Annotated in this window: 1 protein-coding gene; it reads left to right on the top strand. The window is 71.2% G+C overall.

The features are described 5' to 3' along the window. Positions 1-3,276 (top strand): non-ribosomal peptide synthetase (locus tag AC2VOK_RS02225; RefSeq protein ID WP_428899023.1); only part of this gene is annotated, 3,276 nt, incomplete at both ends.

The following is a 3,276-nucleotide window of genomic DNA, read 5'->3' as shown; positions in this document are numbered from 1 at the left end:
AGCTGGTGGTGCCCGCCGAGCGGGCCGACTTCGGCTGGACCGTCGTGGATGCCACCGGATGGCCGGAAAGCCAACTGGCCGAGGCGATCGACACCGTAGCGAGTCACCCGTTCGACCTGGCAACCGAGATCCCCTTGCGGGCAAGGCTTTTCCGAGTCGCCGACGACCAGCACGTGCTGGTGTCCGTGGTGCACCACATCGCCGCCGACGGGTCCTCGATCACCCCGCTGGTCAACGACCTCGGGGCGGCCTACGCGAGCCGATCCGCGGGGAAGCCCCCCGACTGGGAGCCGCTGGCCGTCCAGTACGTCGACTACACGCTCTGGCAGCGCGCGCAGCTGGGCGACCTCGGCGACGAGGACAGCCGCATCGCCGAGCAGCTGGCCTACTGGGAGCAAGCCCTGGCCGGCATGCCCGAGCACCTGCAGCTGCCCACCGATCGGCCCTACCCGCCCGTCGCCGACTACCGCGGCGCCAGCGTCCTGATCGACTGGCCGGCCGAGCTGCAACAGCAGGTCGCCCGGGTGGCCCGCGAGCACAACGCGACCACCTTCATGGTGATGCAGGCCGCCCTGGCGCTGCTGCTGTCGAAGATCAGCGCCAGCAGCGAGGTGGCGGTGGGATTCCCGATCGCCGGGCGCGGCGACGCGGCGCTGGACGAGCTGGTGGGCTTTTTCGTCAACACCTTGGTGCTGCGCGTCGACCTGGCCGGTGACCCCAGCGTCGCCGATTTGCTGGCCCAGGTGCGAGGACGCAGCCTGGCCGCCTACGAACATCAGGACGTGCCCTTCGAGGTGCTGGTGGATCGGCTCAACCCGACGCGGAGTCTGACCCATCACCCGCTTGTGCAGGTGATGCTGGGCTGGCAGAACTGGCAGGCCACCGGCTCCGATGAACCCGCTGTCGGCTTGGCGCTGGGTGACCTGCAGGTCACCCCGCTGCCGTTGGACACCTCGACCGCCCGCATGGATCTGTCGTTCTCGCTGGCCGAACGCTGGAACGAGGCCGGGGAGCCCGCCGGCATCTGGGGGGGAGTCGAATTCCGCACCGACGTCTTCGACGCGGCCACCATCGAGACTCTGCTCGAGCGGTTCAGGCGGGTGCTGGCGGCCATGACCACAGACCCGCGGCGACGGCTGTCGTCGATCGATGTGCTCGACGAAGCCGAGCGCGCCCGGCTGGACGAGGTGGGCAACCGCGCGCTGCTGACCCGGCCCGGGCCGGTCGCGGTGTCGGTACCGGAGTTGTTCGCCGCGCAGGTGGCCCGTGTCCCGGATGCGGTGGCGGTCACCGACGGGGATGCCTCGCTGACCTACCGGGAACTCGACGAAACGGCAAACCGGTTGGCGCACTTGCTGATCGGGTACGACGTGGGCCCGGGTGCGCGGGTGGCGTTGCTGTTGGAGCGCTCGGCTCAGGCCGTCGTGGCCATGCTGGCCGTGCTCAAAACCGGCGCGGCGTACCTGGCCGTCGACCCGGCACTGCCGGACGCGAGGGTCGATTTCCTGCTCGGGGACGCCGCCCCGATGGCCGCAGTCACCTCTGTCGGGCTGGCGGATCGGCTGGACGGGCGCGAACTGGCGGTCATCGACATCGACGATCCGGCCGTCGCGCGCCATCCCAGCACGGCACTACCGTCGCCGCACCCCGACGACATCGCCTACCTCATCTACACCTCGGGCACCACCGGAACTCCCAAGGGCGTGGCGATCGCCCACCACAACCTGGCCCACCTACCGGAGTCGACGCCCGCGCACCTGCCCGCGCCGCAGGTGTGGACGCAGTGCCACTCGTACGCGTTCGACTTCTCGGTGTGGGAAATCTGGGCCGCGCTGCTGGGCGGGGGACGGCTGGTGGTGGTGCCCGACCGTGTTGTCGGCTCTCCGGACGATTTCCACGACCTGCTGGTCCGCGAACAGGTCAACGTACTGACCCAAACCCCGTCGGCGGTGACCGCACTCGCCCCGGAGGGGCTGGAGTCGATGGCGTTGCTGCTCGGCGGCGAGGCCTGCCCGGCCGAGGTGGTGGACCGGTGGGCGCCCGGGCGGGTGGTGATCAACGCCTACGGGCCCACCGAGGCCACGGTGTACGCGTCGATGAGCGCGCCTCTCACACAGGAGGAGCAGGCGGGTGTGGCGCCGATCGGCGCGCCGGTGCCCACGACGGCGCTGTTCGTCCTCGACGAGTCGATGCGGCCGGTGCCCCCGGGTGTGGTGGGCGAGTTGTACGTGGCCGGCCGTGGTGTGGGCGTCGGGTATCTGGGCCGGGCCGGTTTGACCGCATCGCGGTTTGTGGCCTCGCCGTTCGGTAGGCCCGGGACACGCATGTATCGCACCGGTGACCTGGTGCGGTGGCGCCCCGACAACCAACTGCAGTATCTCGGGCGCGCCGACGAGCAGGTCAAGATCCGCGGCTATCGCATCGAGCCCGGGGAGGTCCAGGCCGTACTGGCGGCGCTGGACGGGGTGCAGCAGGCGGCTGTCATCGCGCGCGAGGACCGCCCCGGGGACAAGCGCCTGGTGGGGTACGTCACCGGGACCGCGGACCCGGCCGCGTTGCGCGCGGCGCTGGCCGAGCGGCTCCCCCCCTACATGGTTCCGGCCGCCGTCGTGGCGTTGGACGCGCTGCCGTTGACGGTCGGCGGCAAACTCGACAGACGGGCGCTGCCGACACCGGAGTACCAGGACACGGCGAGCTACCGTGCCCCGACCACCCTCACCGAGGAGATCCTGACCGGCATCTTCGCCCAGGTGCTCGGGGTGGAGCCGCCCCGGCTGGTCGGGGTGGACGACTCGTTCTTCGAGCTGGGCGGGGATTCGCTGTCGGCGATGCGTCTGGTCGCCGCGGTCAACACCGCGCTGGACGCCGGCCTGGCGGTGCGCGCCTTGTTCGAGGCACCCACGATCGCCCAGCTGGCGCCCCGCATCGGCGGCGACGGGGGTCGGCGCGAGCCGCTGACGCCGGTCGAACGCCCCGCGGTGGTGCCGTTGTCGTTCGCCCAGAATCGGTTGTGGTTCATCGACCAGTTCCAGGGCCCCTCACCGACGTACAACCTGCCGGTGGCGTTGCGGCTTCGCGGGCGCCTGAATGCCGACGCGCTGGGCGCGGCGCTGGCCGACGTGGTGGCCCGCCAGGAGAGCCTGCGCACGCTGTTCCCGGCGATCGAGGGGATCCCGCGGCAGCTGGTGGTGCCCGCCGAGCGGGCCGACTTCGGCTGGACCGTCGTGGATGCCACCGGATGGCCGGAAAGCCAACTGGCCGAGGCGATCGACACCG

The organism is Mycobacterium sp. TH-M116, assembly GCF_057473685.1.
This window is presented reverse-complemented; position numbering and strand designations above follow the sequence as displayed.